Annotated in this window: 19 protein-coding genes; 12 read left to right on the forward strand and 7 right to left on the reverse strand. The window is 40.7% G+C overall.

All coding sequences use genetic code 11. The features are described from left to right. The first annotated feature begins 29 nt into the window (after positions 1 to 29). From TPSD3_RS09080 to TPSD3_RS09095, 4 genes are all read left to right on the forward strand, one after another. On the forward strand, positions 30 to 311 hold the full coding sequence (locus TPSD3_RS09080) for a 2Fe-2S iron-sulfur cluster-binding protein (protein WP_086488225.1): 282 nt from the start codon (positions 30 to 32) through the stop codon (positions 309 to 311). 172 nt (positions 312 to 483) lie between these two features. After that, entirely contained in the window at positions 484 to 771 is a 288-nt protein-coding gene (locus TPSD3_RS09085) for a 2Fe-2S iron-sulfur cluster-binding protein (protein WP_086488226.1), read from the forward strand. A gap of 33 nt (positions 772 to 804) precedes the next feature. Further along, on the forward strand, positions 805 to 1,152 hold the full coding sequence (locus tag TPSD3_RS09090) for a 2Fe-2S iron-sulfur cluster-binding protein (RefSeq protein ID WP_086488227.1): 348 nt from the start codon (positions 805 to 807) through the stop codon (positions 1,150 to 1,152). A gap of 81 nt (positions 1,153 to 1,233) precedes the next feature. After that, positions 1,234 to 1,845: a nitrogen fixation protein NifQ gene (locus tag TPSD3_RS09095; protein ID WP_217884411.1), complete on the forward strand. Its 612-nt coding sequence runs from the start codon at positions 1,234 to 1,236 to the stop codon at positions 1,843 to 1,845. 25 nt (positions 1,846 to 1,870) lie between these two features. Here TPSD3_RS09095 and TPSD3_RS09100 read toward each other — a convergent pair whose 3' ends face one another. Further along, positions 1,871 to 2,176: a hypothetical protein gene (locus tag TPSD3_RS09100; RefSeq protein WP_217884412.1), complete on the reverse strand. Its 306-nt coding sequence runs from the start codon at positions 2,174 to 2,176 to the stop codon at positions 1,871 to 1,873. Positions 2,177 to 2,336: 160 nt separating this feature from the next. Between TPSD3_RS09100 and TPSD3_RS09105 the strand changes: the two genes are divergently transcribed. The 5 genes from TPSD3_RS09105 to TPSD3_RS09125 all read left to right on the forward strand — a co-directional run bounded on the left by TPSD3_RS09105 (position 2,337) and on the right by TPSD3_RS09125 (position 9,248). Next, positions 2,337 to 3,368 (forward strand): IS630 family transposase, encoded by a 1,032-nt coding sequence (locus TPSD3_RS09105; RefSeq protein ID WP_086486667.1) that lies wholly within the window; start codon positions 2,337 to 2,339, stop codon positions 3,366 to 3,368. 141 nt (positions 3,369 to 3,509) lie between these two features. Next, complete coding sequence (locus TPSD3_RS09110) at positions 3,510 to 4,001, forward strand: hypothetical protein (RefSeq protein WP_086486740.1); 492 nt, start codon at positions 3,510 to 3,512, stop codon at positions 3,999 to 4,001. Between the two features lie 2 nt (positions 4,002 to 4,003). After that, positions 4,004 to 4,414 carry a transposase family protein gene (locus TPSD3_RS09115; protein ID WP_086486739.1) on the forward strand — a complete coding sequence of 137 codons (411 nt, stop codon included), beginning with the start codon at positions 4,004 to 4,006 and terminating at the stop codon, positions 4,412 to 4,414. A 375-nt stretch (positions 4,415 to 4,789) separates the two neighbouring features. Continuing rightward, positions 4,790 to 5,875 (forward strand): efflux RND transporter periplasmic adaptor subunit, encoded by a 1,086-nt coding sequence (locus TPSD3_RS09120; RefSeq protein WP_086488228.1) that lies wholly within the window; start codon positions 4,790 to 4,792, stop codon positions 5,873 to 5,875. Further along, complete coding sequence (locus tag TPSD3_RS09125; protein WP_086488229.1) at positions 5,865 to 9,248, forward strand: efflux RND transporter permease subunit; 3,384 nt, start codon at positions 5,865 to 5,867, stop codon at positions 9,246 to 9,248. Before TPSD3_RS09120 ends, TPSD3_RS09125 begins: the two co-directional genes overlap by 11 nt. Before the next feature lie 98 nt (positions 9,249 to 9,346). Here TPSD3_RS09125 and trmB read toward each other — a convergent pair whose 3' ends face one another. The 5 genes from trmB to bufB form a co-directional block, all read right to left on the reverse strand. Then, positions 9,347 to 10,048, reverse strand: a complete 702-nt coding sequence (gene trmB / locus TPSD3_RS09130; RefSeq protein ID WP_086488230.1) for a tRNA (guanosine(46)-N7)-methyltransferase TrmB — start codon at positions 10,046 to 10,048, stop codon at positions 9,347 to 9,349. A gap of 31 nt (positions 10,049 to 10,079) precedes the next feature. Next, positions 10,080 to 12,173, reverse strand: a complete 2,094-nt coding sequence (gene glgX / locus TPSD3_RS09135) for a glycogen debranching protein GlgX (protein ID WP_086488231.1) — start codon at positions 12,171 to 12,173, stop codon at positions 10,080 to 10,082. A gap of 65 nt (positions 12,174 to 12,238) precedes the next feature. After that, positions 12,239 to 12,838 (reverse strand): ribosome modulation factor, encoded by a 600-nt coding sequence (locus TPSD3_RS09140; RefSeq protein WP_086488232.1) that lies wholly within the window; start codon positions 12,836 to 12,838, stop codon positions 12,239 to 12,241. Between the two features lie 21 nt (positions 12,839 to 12,859). Next, complete coding sequence (locus tag TPSD3_RS09145) at positions 12,860 to 13,645, reverse strand: HvfC/BufC N-terminal domain-containing protein (RefSeq protein ID WP_176329806.1); 786 nt, start codon at positions 13,643 to 13,645, stop codon at positions 12,860 to 12,862. Next, entirely contained in the window at positions 13,629 to 14,468 is an 840-nt protein-coding gene (gene bufB, locus TPSD3_RS09150) for an MNIO family bufferin maturase (RefSeq protein WP_086488234.1), read from the reverse strand. The genes TPSD3_RS09145 and bufB overlap by 17 nt, the downstream gene beginning before the upstream one ends. 144 nt (positions 14,469 to 14,612) lie before the next feature. Here bufB and TPSD3_RS09155 point away from each other — a divergent pair, with 144 nt between their 5' ends. The 3 genes from TPSD3_RS09155 to TPSD3_RS09165 all read left to right on the forward strand — a co-directional run bounded on the left by TPSD3_RS09155 (position 14,613) and on the right by TPSD3_RS09165 (position 17,388). After that, the gene (locus TPSD3_RS09155; RefSeq protein ID WP_086488235.1) at positions 14,613 to 15,080 is read left to right on the forward strand and encodes a c-type cytochrome; all 468 of its coding nucleotides are present in this window, start codon (positions 14,613 to 14,615) and stop codon (positions 15,078 to 15,080) included. Between the two features lie 303 nt (positions 15,081 to 15,383). Further along, on the forward strand, positions 15,384 to 15,806 hold the full coding sequence (locus TPSD3_RS09160; protein WP_140048524.1) for a hypothetical protein: 423 nt from the start codon (positions 15,384 to 15,386) through the stop codon (positions 15,804 to 15,806). A gap of 79 nt (positions 15,807 to 15,885) precedes the next feature. Next, on the forward strand, positions 15,886 to 17,388 hold the full coding sequence (locus TPSD3_RS09165; protein ID WP_086488237.1) for an Lcl domain-containing protein: 1,503 nt from the start codon (positions 15,886 to 15,888) through the stop codon (positions 17,386 to 17,388). 145 nt (positions 17,389 to 17,533) lie between these two features. Here TPSD3_RS09165 and TPSD3_RS09170 read toward each other — a convergent pair whose 3' ends face one another. After that, the gene (locus TPSD3_RS09170) at positions 17,534 to 18,034 is read right to left on the reverse strand and encodes a DUF3306 domain-containing protein (protein WP_086488238.1); all 501 of its coding nucleotides are present in this window, start codon (positions 18,032 to 18,034) and stop codon (positions 17,534 to 17,536) included. Positions 18,035 to 18,367: the final 333 nt, after the last annotated feature.

Here is an 18,367-nt window from a genome sequence, read left to right on the forward strand (position 1 = left end):
GATGTATTAAGTTATAGAGGAAGTGAGAAATGAAAGCAGAATTAACCTTTGCAGATATTGGCATTACGGTGCGCGTGCCAGCGGGAACGCGAGTGATTGATGTCTCAGAAAAAGTGGGATCAACGATTGTGTATGGCTGCCGCGAGGGTGATTGTGGCACTTGCTTAATGCACGTGATTAAAGGCGGTGAGAATTTATCACAACCTTCTGTTTTAGAAGATAAAGTTTTAAAAGAAAATATGGCAGGCAAACAATTTCGTTTAGCCTGTCAAGCCCAAATTTTGGGTAATGTCACTGTTGGCCCGGCATAAAGTTTTAAAATCACGTTTAAAAAAACGGCCAATTTGGATTTATCATTGGGAGATAATGCGGGAATTATTCCAACGTTATTTTCCCCAAAAATAAAAACCGTCACTTTTCTTTAATGTTAGCAAATTAAGTTGACGGAATTCTTACCCTCCTCAAATTTAAGTGAGATCACTTATGGCAAAAGCACAAGTCACATTTGCAGACATCGGTGAAACCGTTACGGTGTCAGCCGGCACTCGTATTATTGAAGTGTCTGAGAAAGTCAATGCGGGTTTAGTTTATGGTTGTCGGGAAGGCGACTGCGGGACTTGCATTATGCAAGTGCTTGATGGTTGGGAGAATTTATCACAGCCCTCTGTGTTGGAAGAGAAGGTGTTACGGGATAATAACGTGGGTCGTCACTGCCGTTTGGCGTGTCAAGCCCAGATTTTAGGTGGTTCAGTCACCGTTAAGCCCGCTTAATTCTGATCATTTCAATGTGCAGAGGTTTTTATTATGCCAAATATTACATTCAGTAATCCAAATTACCGTGACAAAACCGTGTATGCCGTTGCAGGCAGTCATACAGAAACCATTTTATCCATCGCACGGGCGCATAAAATTCCCATCGATTTTAATTGTGCCGATGGCGAATGTGGCACTTGTGTTATTAAAGTGTCGCCATTGGATGACAAGGGAATTATGGGTTCTCATTTGACTGAGAAAGAAAAAACCGTGTTGAAAGAAAACGGTAAATTAACCGCACAAGATATTGAAAACGCAGAAGTCGGTGATATTGCGCCGCCTTGGCGTTTAGCGTGTCAGATGATTGTGCGCGATCAAGATATTCTTGTGGAATATTAAGCGATTATCGTCTAATCTGGGGATAACGTCGCTGTATTAGCTCAGTGGCGTTGTCCCTTATGCCTTGTGGAGTATGTGATAATGAATGCGTCAATTCGTCCCGATTATTTCCCCAATTCAACTCATCTCAGTGAGATTAAAAATACAATACCTGAGTCAATGTATGCGGAATTAATGATCCACAGTGCGGGTTTGTCAGAGGATTCGTTGTTTGCGATGTTGATTGCCAGTGGGTATTGTCAGCGCAGTTGTTTACCTAAACAGTTGGGATTGTGTGACGAAGAGTGGACGCTATTGTTAAAAACACATTTTCCCACCTTATCTCTCCCGCAAAAAACCACGCCCGATCCCGTATGGGATTTGACGCGAATGCCCGAAATGGAAGATTTGCGTATTTTATTACAGCAACATCGTCGCGGTAATGATAAACAAAGTGATTGGTTGACGACAATAGTGATCTACGGTTGTTTAGGACAAGATCATTTGTGGCAGGATTTGGGGTTGTGGTCAAGACGCGATTTAAGCGCATTATTCACCACTTATTTTCCCGAATTAGCCGCAAAAAATAATCGGGATATGAAATGGAAAAAGTTTTTATATAAACAATTATGCGAACAAGAAGGGATTTATGTGTGCCGTGCGCCGTCGTGTGAAGTGTGTGCAGATTATTCGCATTGTTTTGGGAAGGAGTGAGCGGCAAAAAAAGCGGTTTGGTTGATTATTTTACGCGCTGTAAAAGGCCTAGTTCTGTTTTTACCGTGTCCTTATCGGCGATAGTGTAACGCATTGTTGTCCCTTTCATTATCCCATCTTCGTAAGTGACTAAAACGTCATTACCGCTGATTTTGTAAGAAACTTTTTCAATTATACCCATTGTCTCCGTTTCTCCTTTCCGAAATTGGACGGTCATTGGCATTAAGCCTGACATTTGCCAAGTTCCTGCAAGGGGACCTGGGTCGCTATTTCCACAACCCAAAATAAAAATACTTAAAATAATTACGGCTAAAAATTTTGCTGTTTTCATGGTGTTAAGAATCATTGTTAAAAGGCACTGATGTTAGAATTAGAATATATACAACACAATATGCTTACTCAAAAGAATATTCACTCCCTTCTTTTAAAGAAGCATTATATACCAATTTTTTCAGAGTCGTATGATAATACTTTTCAAATAGGAGAGAATAATGAACAAAAGATATGAAGATTTGGAAAAGTTAATGTCAACAGGTGAAGCGAGAGAAGTGAAGCGAGCGATGGCAGTAAGAATGTCTTTGCTTGGTTTTGTGCGTGCGGAAGCGGCTTTAGCGTGTTGTGTCAGTGTGCAATTTGTGGATAAATGGAAAGCCATTTATTTAGCGTCAGGGGTTGAAGGATTAAAGTTAGCGTATAAAGGCTCACCAGGGTATTTAAAGCCGCGTGAACGAGAAGATGTGATTAATTGGATACAAGAAAAGAAGACAATAACAATAGAGGAACTAAAGAGATACTTAAAAGAGGAGTATGATGTTTTCTATTCTTCAAATACTTCTTATACTAAATTATTAGAAGAAGCGAATTTAAGTTATAAGAAGACACACAAAGAGAATTCGGCAAAAGATGAGGTAAAAGTGGAAGCTAAAAAAAAAGAGATTAAGGATTTAATAGATAAGGAGCGTGAACAGATAGAAAGTGGAGAGGTAATGTACTGGATGCAAGACGAAAGCCATCAGTTGTGGGGAGATATTTGTGGTTATGTTTGGTCGAAAAAAGGAGAAAGAACGTCAATAAAGATGAGTAATTATCGCACTTCTCAAACGTGGTATGGAGCGGTGAATATTTATACGGGAGAATTTATTTTAGATAGGGCAAAGAAAGCTGATACAAAATATACGATAGACTTTATTAACTGGCTCATTTACAGATATAAAGAAGCCCGTCATGTGATTATTTGGGATGGTGCAAGTTATCATCGTTCTGAAGGTTTAAGAACTTATTTAGAGAAATTAAATGGGGGACTTCCAGAATCAGAATGGAAAGTTCGTTTATTAAGATTTGCACCTAATGCCCCAGAGCAAAATCCAGTCGAGGATATTTGGCTTCAAGGTAAGAATTGGGTCAGAAAGAATTTTCATCGCCTATCAAGCTTTAAAGAAGTCACTAGTATGTTTGAGACCTTTTTGTCAGGTAAAGTGTTTAAGTTTAATAAAATTAAACAGTATCTTATACCTAATATCTAGGTAGATATTAAAACTTAATTTGTTTTTATATCTCACATAATTTTGGTATATTTGAGCAGGCAAAAAAATCTTTAGAAATATCATTAGACTTGTGGTATCAAAAAAACCTGGTATTAACCGATTCCAAAAAGGAGTATCAAAATGAATTTCAATCTGACAAATAAAAACACAACCAGACAATGGAGAGCCTTAATCGCTCTGGATGCAAAGCAGTTTGATATGTTGCTGGAAGTTTTTAAACAATCTTATCTCACTTTACAAGGTTCAACACTCAAATCAAGATTGATGAATGATAAAGCCACTTACTGCATTAATAACGAGAGAGAATTATTGTTATTTACACTAACCCGTTTAAAGCAAAGTTTAACTGATGATGCTTTAGGTGTGATGGCAGGTATGGATGGTTCTCACGCCAAGAAAACGCAGAGATTAGGCTTGCGTATTTTAACTCATGCCTTGTGTGTTTTAAAGCATATGCCTGCCAGAGACATAGACAATATCGATGATTTTAAAGCTTATTTTTCCGATATAGAGGAGTTGATTATTGATGTGACAGAGCAAGATATACAACGTCCATCGGATAAAGAAATCCAAAAGGAATTTTATTCGGGTAAAAAAAAACTCACACAGTAAAGATGTTAGTGATTGTTAATAAACTTAAAGAAATTTTGTATATAAGCCATCCTGTAAATGGTAAATGCCATGATTTTAACGTGTTAAAGAAAATGCTTTCTCCAGATAAAAAATATTTTATTGAGTCTAATATTTTAGTTGATTTAGGTTTTTTAGGTATGGATAAACAATATGATTGTAAATCGGTGTGTTTTCCTCACAAGAAATCCAAAAATAAGCCGCTTACTCGAGAACAAAAAGAGGAGAATAGGATTCTACCTTCAAAGCGTATTGTTGTGGAAAATGCAATTTGCGGAGTAAAGGTATTTAGAATTTTATCAGACCGATTGAGAATCCACTACCTTGATTTTTATGATAAAATTTTGTCCTGCTGTGCAGGACTACATAACTTCCGCTTAAACACAACTACTTGATTTTAATTGAGACCACAACTCTAATAAATGTGCTAAATTTTTATTTACTGCTTAAAACAGCAATGAATAATAGTATTACTAATGCTGTTTTGAAAACAAGGCAAACTCTAAACGATTTTTGCTTTATTTGGCAAGTGATTTTATTGCTTACTTTTAAAACAAGTCGTAAACGTAAAATTTTATATTCTATAATACAGTATAGATTCTTCAAGTCATTCCCCTCCAGTTCTGCAATGCAAAATTTTCGCTTGCAAATAGATTAGAATTCACTAATATTTCCATATTCTGGATGATCTTAACTGCTCTTGTTTACCTTGCGAAGCATGAATTTTTTTACATGATTATTAAATTTTTTAAAAACTTAGGAGTTGTGACATGTTTATCCGCTATCTGCGAATTTTAAACCGCTATTTGCGCTTGATGCTGTGGGGAGGGGGATTGTGGGCGATGCCCTTGTTGGTGTGGGCTTTGGATACGGCAGTGGCTGAACGGCAGTCTTTACCCGACACATTGACCGTCGATGCACTGATTGAACCCGTTCATCGCGCCACTTTAACCGCACAAACCAGCGGACAAGTCACTGAAGTCAATTTTGATGTCAATGACACAGTGAAAAAAGGCGCAGTATTAGTCCGCTTAAACGATGCCGAACATCGCAGCGCGTTGGCACAAGCCAATGCAGAATTGCGAGAAGCCCGCGCTCACTTAAATGGCGTACAAAGCGAATATAACCGAGTCAAAGCCAGTTACGACCGCAAAGCCATCGCCGCGGTTGAAATGGATCGCGTGAATGCCGAACTTCGCGTGGCACAAGCCCGTGTCGGTTCTGTAGAAGCCGCCATTAAACGCGCTGAAGAACAATTGCAATACACTGTATTAAAAGCTCCGTATAGCGGAATTGTTTTAGAGCGGCATATTGAATTGGGAGAAAGCGCAGCCCCCGGACGTTTAATCATGTCAGGGTATTCGTTTGATCAATTACGGGCTGTGACCAGTATTCCTCAAAGTCGAGCGGCGGCTGTGCGTCAACAGGATCAAGCCAGTATTATCGTTAATCTGCCTGACACGCCAACCCGTTATAAAGTAGAGAAAATTACCGTATTGCCCCAAGCGGATACCCAGTCACATAATTTTCGGGTGCGTTTGGAATTACCTAAAAATATTCCTGATTTAAAACCCGGAATGTTTGTTAAAGCGGAGTTTATTTTGGGACAACAAGCGCGTTTGATGTTGCCACATCAGGCTGTGGCTTATCGGGGCGAAGTCAGAGCGGTTTATCCCATTGATGAACAAGGTAAATTAACCATGCGTCAGGTGCGTTTGGGGAAAATTATTGGTGATCAGATTGAGATTTTATCGGGTTTATCCGAAGGAGAGCGGGTGGCGTTAGACCCCTTGAACGCGGCTATTTTGTTGAAAGAACAACGCGCTGGACAAAAGGTTTCTACCCATGCTCAATGAACATCACACAGAATCCATTGATACGCCTGATCATTCTCGTTTGGGAATTGCGGGAAGTACGGCCAAACAATTTTTAACCACAGAAATTACGCCATTATTAGCCTTAGTGGGTTTATTACTGGGAATTTTTGCGGTATTGGTTACGCCCAGAGAAGAAGAACCACAAATTAATGTCACTTTTGCCAATGTATTTATTCCTTATCCCGGTGCATCGGCGCGAGAAGTTGAACAAGTGGTGAGTACACCCGCCGAGCAGAAATTTTCTGAAATTGAAGGCTTAGAACATGTGTATTCAGTGTCTTATCCGGGCTTATCGATTCTCACGATTCAATTTAAAGTGGGCGAAGATCGCACGTCAGCTCTGGTGCGTTTATATAACGCAGTGTATTCAAACCAAGATTGGTTGCCGGCGCATTTAGGTGTGGGACAGCCCTTAGTAAAACCGAAAGGCATTGATGATGTGCCGATTGTCACTTTAACGTTGTGGACGGATGATCCCAAATGTGGCGCGTGTAATTTGCAAAAAATCGCCCATACCATTGAAGCTGAATTAAAACGGGTCAAAGGCACACGGGATATTTATACCATTGGTGGTTCTGATGCGATTGTCCGCGTATTGTTAGACCCGGTGCGCTTAACAGGCTACGGATTAACAATTGATGACTTACGTTATGCCCTGAGCATCAGCAATGCCATTAAAGACGCGGGATCAATCGTGCGGGATGATCGGGAAATTTTGGTGCAAGCCGGTACTTTTCTCACCCAAGTTGAAGAAGTGGCCAATTTAGTCGTAGGGATGCACAATGGACATCCTGTGTATTTATCCGATGTGGCGACGGTGGAAAAAGGCACGGATCAGGTTGAGCGTTATGTGTCTTTTCACACAGGCCCCGCCTTGGACAGCAAAGGCATTGAAGTCGCAGGAGATTTTCCTGCGGTGACCGTGGCGATTGGTAAGCAACCCGGTACCAATGCGGTAGAAATTTCGCGCCAAGTGACAGAACGTTTTGAACAATTGCGCGGCACATTTATCCCCGATAATGTACAAGTCACTGTCACACGAGATTATGGTGAAACCGCAAACAGTAAAGCGCAAAAATTAATCAGTAAATTAATCTTTGCCACGCTTTCTGTGGTGTTACTGGTTTTATTGGCGTTAGGTTGGCGCGAGGCGATTATTGTGGGGGCGGCGGTAGTGATTACTTTATTAATCACTTTATTTGCGTCGTGGGCGTGGGGTTTTACTTTAAATCGGGTGTCTTTATTTGCATTGATTTTTAGTATTGGCATTTTGGTGGATGATGCGATTGTGGTGGTGGAAAACATTCATCGTCACATGCAAATGGGGAAAAAGAATTTATTAGAAGCCATTCCCTTAGCCGTGGATGAAGTCGGCGGCCCTACCATTTTGGCGACATTTACCGTAATTGCGGCATTATTACCGATGGCATTTGTGACGGGATTAATGGGGCCTTATATGAGTCCAATTCCGATCAATGCCAGTTTTGGTATGTTGATTTCTTTAGCGGTGGCTTTTATTTTTACGCCGTGGTTAAGTTATAAGTTTTTTAAGAAAATAGCCGCCGAACATGCCGCACACGGTCACGGTGATCACATCGATATGAAACAAGGTCTGGGTTATCGTTTTTTTAATGCGATTATTAGACCTTTTTTAAAATATATGTCTTTGCGTTGGCTTATGCTATTTGGGGTTTTGGCTTTAATTGTGGGTTCCATGTTATTGGCTGTGACGCAACATGTGGTCTTAAAAATGTTGCCTTTTGACAATAAATCGGAATTCCAAATTGTGGTTGATATGCCCGAAGGCACCAGTGTGGAACATACGGCGCGGGTATTAAATGCGTTGGGAGAACATTTAAAAACAATCCCTGAAGTGAGCGATTATCAGATTTATGCTGGTATGGCGGCACCGATTAATTTTAATGGCTTAGTGCGGCAATATTATTTGCGGAAAGGGGCGATTGTTGGGGATATTCAAGTGAATTTGGTGGATGCGCATCATCGCAGCCGTAAAAGTCATGAAATCGCCTTTAGTGTACGCGAGCCATTGCAGGCGATTGGGCGCGAATTGGGGGCGAATGTGAAAATTGTTGAAGTGCCGCCGGGGCCTCCCGTACAAGCTCCGTTGGTGGCGGAGGTGTATGGTTTGGATTATGAAGGACAATTGCGCATGGCGAAAGCAGTGCGGCAAGTATTTGAAAATACAAAAGATATTGTTGATGTGGATGACAGTGTGGAATCGCCTGCGCCTAAATTAATTATCGAGATTGATCAGGCCAAAGCGGCGCGTTTGGGTGTGTCACAACAAACCGCGGTGACTGCGATTAATACGGTATTGCGGGGTGAAGATGTGACTTTTCTTTATGAAAATAATGTGAAATATCCCATTCCCATTCGTTTAACGTTCGCACCCGGTGAAAAGGCTGAAGTGGATCAATTGCAAAATTTGCGCGTGCGCAGTCAAAGCGGCCATTTAATTGCCTTATCTGAATTTGCTCAAGTGCGTTTAAGTCAACGGGAAAATGCGATTTATCATAAAGATTTATTGCCCATTGCTTTTGTCACGGGAGATATGGCGGGTAAATTAGACAGTCCTTTGTACGGTATGTTTGATATTTTTGCCGTCTTAAAAGACAGTCCTATTGAGGGCTATGATTTGCAACAATACTTGTTTCAACAACCTGAAAATCCTTACCGTTATAGCATTAAATGGGATGGAGAATGGCAGGTGACATTTGAAACGTTCCGGGATATGGGCATTGCGTATGCGATTGGGATGATTTTAATTTACTTATTAGTGGTGGCGCAATTCCGTTCTTATCTGGTGCCATTAATTATTATGGCACCGATTCCTTTAACGATTATTGGCGTGATGCCGGGTCATGCGTTATTGGGAGCGCAATTTACGGCGACATCGATGATTGGGATGATTGCATTAGCGGGAATTATTGTGCGCAATTCCATTTTATTGGTTGATTTTATTAACCAACAAGTCGATGAAGGAATGGATTTTGCCGATGCGGTGGTGAATGCCAGCGCAGTGCGGGCAAAACCGATTGTTTTAACGGGATTAGCGGCAATGTTAGGGGCATTTTTTATTCTGGACGATCCGATTTTTAGTGGATTAGCGGTGGCGTTAATTTTCGGAATTTTTGTTTCGACTTTATTAACATTAATCGTGATTCCTGTCATGTACTATGCGTTTACGCGCAAACGGTTCATGAAAAAATCCCCCGCCACTCCCACAGAACCGCCAGCTTCTGCGCCAAAATCTCCCGAGGTGATCGTTGAAGATGATCCGGTGATTCAACAGGAATTCCAACCCTCACATCCGCCTGCTTCGGCTTCGTGAGTTTTGTCCATTTGATTTAGAAATTGCCCGCCTCCCAATGCGTTGCGTTGGGGGGTTGGTTTTTGGAATAAGTCGTTAAATAAAAACATTCAGAATTTTTACTTTTCTACCCAATTTTTCTCACGCTTGACATAACACAAATCCCACACGCCATGTCCCAAACGTTGTCCTCGTTGTTCAAATTTGGTCAAAGGACGATCCACCCGCCAACGCGGCAAAAAACAACGCGGTGCCAGTTTATTTTGAAAACACGCATTCGCTTCTAAAACATTCAGCATTTGATACGCATAATCTTCCCAATCCGTCGCCAAATAAAACTCACCATTCACTTTTAAACGACTGGCAATTAAGGCAACAAAATCAGCTTGAATTAAACGCCGTTTAAGATGTCTTTTTTTCGGCCATGGATCGGGAAATAACACATAAAATCGTTCAATACTATTAGGTGCAATGCAATGGGTTAATATTTTCACGGCATCTTCGGTCATTACACGCACATTCGACAAAGCATCATCACTTAATTGCTGCAACAAACGCCCTGCACCGGGCAAATGAATATCAATCCCCAAAAAATCACATTCAGGATAATGACAAGCAAAATAATGTAACGCATCACCGCGTCCGAAACCGATTTCTATATGTTTAGGCGCGGTGCGTTGAAATTCGGCATTGAGATCAAGAATTTGTTCTTGATAATCAATGCCATATTGCGACCAAAAATGTTGTAAAGCACGTCGTTGGGCATCGGTGGTTCTGCTATTGCGACGCACAAAACTGCGAATTTCACGGATATTTTCCATAAGTAATCAAAAACAAGGTAAAATTAAAAAATTACTCCGTCCGCGCCACCAACAACACCACCGAACGGCCAGATACCGCATAATGATCTTGTTGCGTTAAACGAACCGTTTCTTGTAAAGAAGCCGCAATATCTTCTGGCGCACTTAAATAAGTATCAATAAAACGATACCACGATTGTCGAGAAGGTAAAGGCGGCAATTCAAAAGTTAAATTATCCCAAAACGCATTAATAATTAAGTAATAATGTGCCGCATAATAACCTTCATCAGAACGCAATTGTAACGCTAAAGAACGCGACTCCCAAGACCAATCAGGACAAGATAATTTAACCCCATGCCACTGCACATGAGGAACATGGCGATGATGTTCAGATAAAAATTGATTCTGTTGAAATAATGTTTCATGACGGCGTAAGAGAATTAATTGTTGACAAAAACGCCATAAATCGGCATTTTTTTCGACCAATTGCCAATGAAACCAACTGATTTCATTGTCTTGACAATACGCATTATTATTGCCTAATTGCGTGCGCCCGCATTCATCTCCGGCCACTAACATGGGCGTGCCTTGCGAAAGAAATAACAGGGCTAAAAAATTCTTCATTTGTCGCTGCCGTAATTGTATAATGCGAGTATTAATTGTTTCTCCTTCTTGGCCGCAATTCCAACTGTTATTGTGCGAATCGCCATCTTGATTATTTTCACCATTAGCTTCGTTATATTTTTGATTATAACTGACCAAATCATGAAGAGTAAAACCATCGTGAGAAGTAATAAAATTAATACTGCGCCATGGCGCATGATATAAGTCAGGACTGCCCATCAGGCGATTTTTTAAACCCATAATCTGCCCCCCATCGCCTTTAAGAAAACGTCTAATGTCATCTCTAAAGCGACCATTCCATTCTGCCCAACGTTGTGGGCAAGGAAATTGTCCCACTTGATATAATCCTGCCGCATCCCACGCTTCAGCAATTAACTTAGTTTGTGCCAAAATAGGGTCTTGTGCAATACGCTGAATTAAAGGCGGTAAAGGCAACACTTCTCCCTGCTGACCGCGACAAAGAATAGAGGCTAAATCAAAGCGAAAACCATCAATGTGCATTTCCAATACCCAATAACGCAAACAATCAATAATTAAATCGCTCACGACAGGATGATTGGCATTAATAGTATTGCCACAACCTGAATAATTTAAATAAGCCGTTTTGTCTTTAGTCAGTAAATAATAAACTTCGTTATCAAATCCTTTTAAAGAAAACGTGACACCGTGTTGATCTCCTTCAGCCGTATGGTTAAAAACCACATCTAAAAAAACTTCAATGCCCGCACAATGAAAGGCTTTAACCATACTTTTAAGTTCGTTTAATACCTGTTGTGGATTGTCGGCATAACTCAATTTAGGTGCAAACCAATTAATAGAACTATATCCCCAATAATTCGCTAAAAATGCGCCATTCTGCGGATTGCGGCGTGGATTTTCAGCTTCGTCAAATTCGTGAATGGGTAATAATTCAACCGCGGTCACGCCTAATTGTTGTAAATAGGGGATTTTTTCGGTTAAAGCGGCAAAAGTGCCTGCTTTTGCATTAACCTGCGCGCTGGGGTGTCGGGTGAAGCCGCGCACATGTAATTCATAAATAACGGTTTCGGCATAAGGGCGATGAAGCGGACGATCAGCTTCCCACGCATAATGGTCGGCGACGACCACGCCACGCCGCACGCCGCTGGCAAAAATGCGGCGACGCGAGGCTTGTTGAGGTACAGACCATTCTGGGCGACCTTGAATTAATTTGGCATAAGGATCGAGCAGTAATTGTTCCCGTTCCAAATGCAAAAATGAAGGCGCATGATTCGGGTCATAAGCCACGTGATAAGCATATTCCCAATCAATACCAATGCCTGCTACAAAAACATGCCAAATGTGACCTGTGCGATGAATGCGAGAACGCAAGCGAATTTCACGACGAAATTCAGAACGATATTCTCTAGGGGCAAACAACACTAATGAAACACTGCTGGCCGAACTAGAAAAAACAGCAAAATTAACCCCATTTGGCAATAACGTTGCGCCTAAAGGTAAGGGATAACCCCGCTGAATTTCTAAGTTATAAATAGTATTCATTTTTTATTAAAAAATTGCCTAATAATAAATTAAAATAAACGCCACGATCAAGCCAATGAATGGCGTTAATTTTTCTCAGTATTGGCTTCTACAACCAGTAGAGAAACCACACCTGTTTTAGCCATTTGTTGCAGATGACGAGTTAAACTTTCGGCTTCGTCGTAATCATCGTAAAGTGTGCCGCCGCCCGCCGCCACATACATGTGTAATGCGGCACTCCATTCGACTGTACCTGATTGATCTTGAAGCTGAACACGGTAATAACAGCGCGGTTTTTGTCGATGTTCTGCGGCGATTTCGGGGACGGGTTTTAACTGGGCTTTTTTAGCGGCGCGCTCACCATCACGCCATCCCGTATCCCACCATGAATGTTCTTGAGAATCAGTGGGATAAGGGTTTTTATCTCGACTCATGCCCTGCTTAAATGCGTGCAACCCCATGCGCAAGCGATGTTCTCGAATTTTATCTTCTTCGGTAATGCCTTGTGCAATTTCTAGCATCATTTTGTCTAATAAATCAATTAAATCTTGGCTGCTCCATTGTTTGCGTTTTTCCAATTGAATGGTGGCAATGACATAACGCAAAACTCGCAAAACATGATTAGCAAAATCAATACGCTCTGGTGTGTCTAATTGCAGGCGAGTGTCTATTGAATCTTTTGACATTTTATTATTCCTTATGGCAGGTTAATCGTGGGAAAAAGCAGTGATGGTATTATTTTGTATAAAATAGTATAAATAATGGCTTAAATGAAAATGCTTATTGACGGCTAATGTTTGTTCACAGGTTTGTTCAAAAGTTTTTCCATTTTGCAATGCAGAAAGTAAGGTAAATTCTGCTGGAGATAATCGATGCAATTCGATTAAAAAATTTCGTCTCAAAATTAATAATAAATCCCCCCCTTGCGCCAAATCAACGTGTTTATCGCCTTGATAATGGTCTTGATTCACTTGCCAAATACGTTGAATGGGATAATCAGAAGCCAATAAATGCGCCGATGGATGTAAATGAAAGCGTAATGATGCCGATTGGTCAACAGGAATTTGTGCCAATGCTTCTATTTGAAGAGCATCAGAATCCGCCGCATGAAAAGCACAATGCCACGCCCATTCTAAACGCGCCACATCAGGTAAATAAATCAGTGATTGTGCAGGAGAATAATGGGTAATAAATGTGTTAAAAAACGCACCATATTCGTGTAAATCGCCAGAATAAGACGGATAATGCTGCACATAGTGTTTAGCCATCACGTAAAAAAAACGCTCGCCCACCAATCGTTGCACCACAGGATAAATGCGGCTTAACGCATCGCTTAATAGACCAAAAATACTATTGCGATAAATCATTAATCCATTTGCACTTTCTGCGGTTAAGGCAGAGTCAGAAAAATCATCGGCTTTTTCGACTGAAAAATTCCAGATCAAATCGGCAAAATTTTCTTGTAATTGTTTTAATTCACTGGGTGCGTTCATGATAAATTTTCCGATAATTATCTGCTTTTTCAGCTTCATTAACTAATTGTTTTAATTCAGGAATATCATTATCCCATTCGATAATAGTTGGTATATCACCGAAATAAGTTAAAGCCTTTTGATACCATTCCCAAACGCCATCAGCTACGGTTCGGCTATGGGTATCAATCAGTAATGATTCATGATGATTCTCAAATCCCACCAAATGAAATTCTTTGACCGCATCACTAGGTATTGCCGCTAAATAAGTTTCTGGATTAAATCCATGATTAAACGCATTGACATAGACGTTATTAATATCTAATAAAACACCACAACCTGTTCGTTGCACCAATTCCCGAATAAAAACCCATTCAGGCATCGTAGAAGCCTTAAATTGAATATAACTGGAGACATTTTCAATTAATAGTTGTCGCCCTAAATAATGCTGCACTTGATCAATACGCTGACTTAAATAAGCTAATGTGCTTTCATTATAAGGTAGCGGTAATAATTCGTTAAAAAATCGCTGATTTACAGATGACCATGACAAATGCTCTGACACCAATACAGGCTCAAAACGAGCGATTAATTGTTTTAATTTTTCCAAATGAGAAACGGCGAATTGATCCGTTGAACCCAACGATAAACCCACCCCATGCAGACTCAAAGGATACAATTCACGTAGTCGCGTCAACCAGCGCAGCGTCGCCCCTCCCGCACTGAAATAATTTTCACTGTGGGCTTCCAACCAACCCACCGCTGGCCGCGTTTCTAATAATGCCTGATAATGCACCGAACGCAAACCAATCCCTGCTTTTAATGGAAAAAAAATTGAATTCACTTTGTTTTTGCTCTGTTTTGGCGATAATAATGTTGTACAATTTCCCTTTGAAATTCAGTTTATCATCCCCATATTAACACTGGGCAATTGCCCTTGAGAAATGGCAGACGCTAATCTTAACACTGAGTAAGGAGTATTTTTCTAATGAATCGAGTGGCTAACACATTGATTTCTGGGCTATTATTAACAACTGCGCTGAGTGGCACCGCATGGGCAGATGATGCCAAAAAAGATGCTGTCGAATACCGCCAAAGTGTTTACCAAGTCATCAAAGGGAATTTTGCCCCGATGGCACAAGTGGTTAAAGGCGAAGCCAGTTATGACGCGGACAGCTTTACACTACGTGCCGAGCGCGTAGCCGCATTGAGCAAGATGGCTTTAGAAGGCTTTATTCCAGAAACCGACATGCTCAGTATGGACGTTAAAACGGGCGCAAAACCCAATATTTGGGAAGAATGGGACGATTTCAAAGCCAAAAATGCGGCTTTAGCCACTGAAAGCGAAAAATTATTAGAAGTCGCTAAAACAGGCGATTTAGACAAGATCAAAGCACAGTTTGCTGAAACAGGCAAAACTTGCAAATCTTGTCACGATAAATTCCGCGAGAAATAAACGCAAAATGGGAGGTATTGGGTTAAATAAAAATTATCCCCTATCTCCCATCTTAATGATTCTGCTGCTGACTTTCAATATTAAGTTGTTCATGTCTTTTATTTGACTCTTTTTTAAGAGTAAAAATAATTCTTTTCTCCCCTTCTTTTCTCTTTATTATTCCCTTTATAATTCGGCACTATTGATTCTGTGGTGATACTTCTTATGAGTGAGGTAAAGCCATCAGAGTCTATGGTGTGGTTGAATTTGATAAAAAATACAGTTATATTGACGCGATTTTGTGAGTGGTAATAAAGGAGTGAAATGATGACTGATGAGCAATTAATTGCAGCGTATTTTGCGGATGAATCGAAGTTGTATCAAGATTTTTATCGTAAAGTGGTGTTAAAAGAAGAATGGGATGAGGCTCGGCCAATTGGTAAATTGCCGTCTCTTGAAGAAATGAAGGCGATGGCAACGCAGTGGCTGAAAAATTTGCGTAAGCAAGATGAGGTGCGCGATTTTTTCTGTAAGGTTAAGTTAAGCCGTTTAAAAGGCGGTGAAACGGCGTGTTCGTATTGGAAAAAAACACGCGGCGTTCCCCACGCACAACAAGAATTGGCCATTGCGATTTTTGCCGATATATTTGTTGTGCCAGTGCTTCATCCCACTCATACCACTGTGGTGGTTTCAGCTTTAGTGCTGATGCACACTTTAGATTTTCTGTGTCAGGATTGTGGGGATTAAGGGAGTTTTGAAAATTGGGATAGCACTTGTTAATAAGGTGCTATCCTGAATTATCTGGTATCAATTTGAGAGGTAAATCATGCCGATTGCAGAAGGGGAATTAACACGTCTTTTAGAGCGCGCCACGGTTAGATTTTGGGTAGGAAAAGAAAGTGTCGGGACGGCTTTTTTTATTACCCCTGATTATTTATTAACTGCCTATCATTGTATTGGGGAATATGCAGACAGAAATGAGCTTTATATTAGCAATAGTATTTATGGTAAAAAACGTGTCAGATTAGAAGAGGATAAATGTTTTAGAAATGAAGAAATTGATATTGCGGTTTTAAAATTGTGGAATGAAAAACCCAGTTCTGATTATGTGCCATTGGGTTTGGTGAATATTTTAAATCTTTCCCAATCGGTTGTTGCTTTGGGTTATCCGCAAGATAATTTTATGATTACTGAAGGGAAGCTATTAAGTTTTCCAGAAAAGCATCCAAATATGTTTATTTCGGATTGTTTAAAAGGGCGCGGACAAAGTGGTGGATTGGTTTATCATCATGAAAGTCAACGGGTTGTGGGTTTAGCTTTGCGGGTTTGTGAAGAGGATTATTTGTTAAATAGTGGTTATGTGGGGCGTTTTGATGAATTGTTTAGACATTGGCCACAATTACGTGATTTAAACGCAAAAACTATTCAACATTGGAATAATCGACTGGGTTTGTCTGATAATTCAGTGGTCATTAAAACGGTGATTAAACCTTCTCGCTGGGGATTTTGGCTGGGTTTTGGATTATTATCTGTGTTGATTTTAAATGTGGCTTATTGGGAAACTAAGCAGCCCATAATTGTTGTCAATAATCCAGAACCATCATCCATTTTATCTCAAGCTAAAAATCAACTTGATAAGGCTGAAAAATCATTGTCATTATGCCAATCGGATTTAACAAGCTATAAAAATAATTATAATGGCTTGCAATCTCGCTTTAAACAGCAAGAAACTGCGTTAAATACTTCAAAAGCGGATTTGTCTGCTTGCCAAAATAAGTTGCGAAGTTTGCAGACAGAATTAAAGGTAATGGAAGAAAAATTGGTAAAGGCTGAATCTAAAACATCTTTAATCAAAGACCGCTACCGCGACAACGGCGACGGCACTGTAACCGACACCAAAACCGACACCAAAACCAATCTCCAGTGGATGCGCTGCCTCATTGGACAAGAATGGCAAAATGGACGCTGTCAGGGAGAAGCACAGAAAATGGATTGGGATGAAGCACAGAAACTAAAGATTAGCTTTGCGGGACATAGTGGTTGGCGACTCCCGACGATTGAGGAACTGCGCAGCTTGGTTTACTGTAGCAGCGGAAAGCCTGCTTATTTTCCAAATAACGGCAAAAAGTGTGAGAGTGAGTATCAGCGTCCAACCTTAGTCAAAGAAGCATTTCCTGATGCGCTTGCTGAACACCACTTTGTTTGGTCTAGTTCCCCTGTTGCGGGCAACGAAGGCTACGCGTGGTACGTGGGTTTCAAGCATGGTCATGGCAGCAGCAACTATCGCAACGGCTATGGTCACGTTCGGTTGGTGCGCGGCGGACAGTGATTTGCATTTTTTCTTATTATTTTGTCAGAATCAGAATTTACAGACACAAGGATTTTCAGAATTAATCCGTTCTTAAAATAGTTTTTCTTCAATTCTGGAAATTTTAAAATTCTGGAAATTCTGATTCAGACACAATAAAGATGAATCATTTCATACTTTTTTCATCGGGAGCAATTGTGGGCTGAGTTGAGGTGTCCGTAGTGGTTTCAGAAGGCAAAGGCGCAGGAATAGCTGACTCTGCTTCGGCTGTGGCTTGGGCTTCGCGGGCAAAAAATCGTTGCATATCGTGTGGAATAATATCGCCTAATGGTTTGAAATCGTTATAATTTCTCGCATAAATATCCATTCCATCACACTGATTAAACTGCGCTTGTTTAAATAACGCCCGAAATGCCTCGCGGCGCAATTCCTCACTGACTCCCTGCGAAAAAAACGGTTGCATATCGGTTTGCGGCGTTAAACTGTCTAGGGACGGCATATCCGCGTCTGTGAGCGGTTTTTCCTGCGTGTCTGCTGTCGTCGTCACTTGCGCTGGGGATTTCGTCGTATCCGCAATAATCGGCGGCGTTTCAGAAGAATCCGTAGGGAGTTGTTGCGCGGCGCGTTTGCGCTTTGACCAGCGTTGTAAAAAAGAATCTGAAGTCATAATCTATTTCTCCTCAAGTAGTTAAACAAAAGTAATCTGGTATTCATTACCAAATCGCCTCAGGGCGTAGTTAAATAAAAATATTAAGGTATTAAAAGCGTTCAGAATTTTCACATTTCTACCGCCCCCCTACCCCCCTCCTGCTAGGAGGGGGAAAGAGATGAGGTTATCTTGTTAAATTTTAACCATAAAAATAACCTCTTTCTCCCCCTCCTAGCAGGAGGGGGCTGGGGGGCGGTAGAAATGCAGAAACTATGAACACTTTTAATAGCTGAATATTTTTATTTAACTACTTAAATTCTAAAATAAAATCACTAAAAATAGGGATAAAAT

Source organism: Thioflexithrix psekupsensis (assembly GCF_002149925.1).
In the GTDB taxonomy this organism is placed as follows: domain Bacteria; phylum Pseudomonadota; class Gammaproteobacteria; order Beggiatoales; family Beggiatoaceae; genus Thioflexithrix; species Thioflexithrix psekupsensis.

Coding starts and splice junctions, on each gene's coding strand:
- TPSD3_RS09155 (WP_086488235.1), top strand. CDS start 14,613: ATGAATCGAGTGGCTAACACATTGATTTCTGGGCTATTATTAACAACT.
- TPSD3_RS09105 (WP_086486667.1), top strand. CDS start 2,337: ATGAACAAAAGATATGAAGATTTGGAAAAGTTAATGTCAACAGGTGAA.
- TPSD3_RS09125 (WP_086488229.1), top strand. CDS start 5,865: ATGCTCAATGAACATCACACAGAATCCATTGATACGCCTGATCATTCT.
- glgX (WP_086488231.1), bottom strand. CDS start 12,173: ATGAATACTATTTATAACTTAGAAATTCAGCGGGGTTATCCCTTACCT.
- TPSD3_RS09090 (WP_086488227.1), top strand. CDS start 805: ATGCCAAATATTACATTCAGTAATCCAAATTACCGTGACAAAACCGTG.
- TPSD3_RS09085 (WP_086488226.1), top strand. CDS start 484: ATGGCAAAAGCACAAGTCACATTTGCAGACATCGGTGAAACCGTTACG.
- TPSD3_RS09095 (WP_217884411.1), top strand. CDS start 1,234: ATGAATGCGTCAATTCGTCCCGATTATTTCCCCAATTCAACTCATCTC.
- TPSD3_RS09170 (WP_086488238.1), bottom strand. CDS start 18,034: ATGACTTCAGATTCTTTTTTACAACGCTGGTCAAAGCGCAAACGCGCC.
- TPSD3_RS09145 (WP_176329806.1), bottom strand. CDS start 13,645: ATGAACGCACCCAGTGAATTAAAACAATTACAAGAAAATTTTGCCGAT.
- TPSD3_RS09165 (WP_086488237.1), top strand. CDS start 15,886: ATGCCGATTGCAGAAGGGGAATTAACACGTCTTTTAGAGCGCGCCACG.
- TPSD3_RS09140 (WP_086488232.1), bottom strand. CDS start 12,838: ATGTCAAAAGATTCAATAGACACTCGCCTGCAATTAGACACACCAGAG.
- TPSD3_RS09115 (WP_086486739.1), top strand. CDS start 4,004: ATGTTAGTGATTGTTAATAAACTTAAAGAAATTTTGTATATAAGCCAT.
- TPSD3_RS09160 (WP_140048524.1), top strand. CDS start 15,384: ATGATGACTGATGAGCAATTAATTGCAGCGTATTTTGCGGATGAATCG.
- TPSD3_RS09100 (WP_217884412.1), bottom strand. CDS start 2,176: ATGAAAACAGCAAAATTTTTAGCCGTAATTATTTTAAGTATTTTTATT.
- trmB (WP_086488230.1), bottom strand. CDS start 10,048: ATGGAAAATATCCGTGAAATTCGCAGTTTTGTGCGTCGCAATAGCAGA.
- TPSD3_RS09110 (WP_086486740.1), top strand. CDS start 3,510: ATGAATTTCAATCTGACAAATAAAAACACAACCAGACAATGGAGAGCC.
- TPSD3_RS09120 (WP_086488228.1), top strand. CDS start 4,790: ATGTTTATCCGCTATCTGCGAATTTTAAACCGCTATTTGCGCTTGATG.
- TPSD3_RS09080 (WP_086488225.1), top strand. CDS start 30: ATGAAAGCAGAATTAACCTTTGCAGATATTGGCATTACGGTGCGCGTG.